The sequence below is a fragment of the Gammaproteobacteria bacterium genome (assembly GCA_003696665.1).
Classification (GTDB): Bacteria; Pseudomonadota; Gammaproteobacteria; order Enterobacterales.
The window spans coordinates 1-1,124 of the sequence record RFGJ01000073.1 but is presented as its reverse complement, the minus strand read 5'-3'; the positions used below and the strand labels follow the sequence as shown (position 1 = coordinate 1,124).

Annotated in this window: 1 protein-coding gene; it reads right to left on the bottom strand. The window is 48.4% G+C overall.

Annotation, left to right across the window (positions count from 1 at the left end; translation table 11 throughout):
- Positions 1 to 461 precede the first annotated feature (461 nt).
- Complete coding sequence (locus D6694_02540; GenBank protein RMH47148.1) at positions 462 to 707, bottom strand: TM2 domain-containing protein; 246 nt, start codon at positions 705 to 707, stop codon at positions 462 to 464.
- Between the last annotated feature and the right edge of the window lie 417 nt (positions 708 to 1,124).

Genomic DNA, 1,124 nt, shown 5'->3' with positions numbered 1-1,124 from the left:
TATGTTCGACCTGCCATAGCGAAGGGGGCAGCATCCCACCGCAGGCAAGGCGCCATCCCCGTACAGCGGGCGCGCACAGCCGGGCACACGGCCACGGACGAGACACCCCGCAGCCCAGACACCCCGCCCCAGGCAAACACGCACGACGGGCACAGGCTTTATGCCATCGCCGGGGACGCGCCCACTCGGCGCAAACGCTTCATCCTGTCAACGTGCCGTACAAAAAGCCCCTGCACACGCCCAACGGGTTATTCAGCGGGCTTGGCGGCTCTGGGCTACAGCCATCCGCTACCCCGAACCAAACTGAGCAAATGCGGCCGCGTACACTCTTGGCGACAGCCAAGTCCGCTGTAATTTGGGTTGGGCCGCACGATTTTTTCAGCTAGGATAATGTTGCTAGGGGTATCATGCAAATATTTCTAGTGTGTAGCATGATACCCCTATGGGATTTATTACTTCGCTTAATAGACTCCCAACATATTCGCTATTTCCTGCATCTTTTTCTGGTTAAATTTACTCACTTGTAATGGCAAACTGAATGCTTCAAACAAAGCTATTACTCCAGGAATCATTGTCCAACAAAATAACAGGTACAAAACTCCCAAACCTGTTTGCCCCAAATAGAACTTATGCCCTCCAATGCCCCCTAAAAAGAGGGCTAATAAGACAGCAGTCGTTGGGTCTTTCCTGGTGTTATTATATTGCATCAAGAATATACCTTGTTTATCTTGTGGTAGTTTCTGCGCAAGTTGGCTGTACATCAACTCTGTTTTCTTTGATTCTTCATTGCTTTTGCGTACCAGGAATACTGCAAGCGCAACTAAACCACCTAGTATCACCAAACTAACCAAACAACCAAATATTGCAGACAGATCAGACTCGTTCATTATTAATCTCCATTCCTTTTGTAGTATTTTTTTTGAACTGCTTTGTCAATCGTTGTTTTTTGAAGATATATTTTATCGCTACCCTCCTTTCACGCATTATGCCGCGATTACCAGCCCTAAAAATTCGTAACCGTGATTGTGGTACCACGGCACTTAACCGTGGGAAGCGGACTACCCTTGTCAAAAAAGGGGTTCACTGGCACACTCTTGTGGTCATCACACCATAGGAGGAGCACC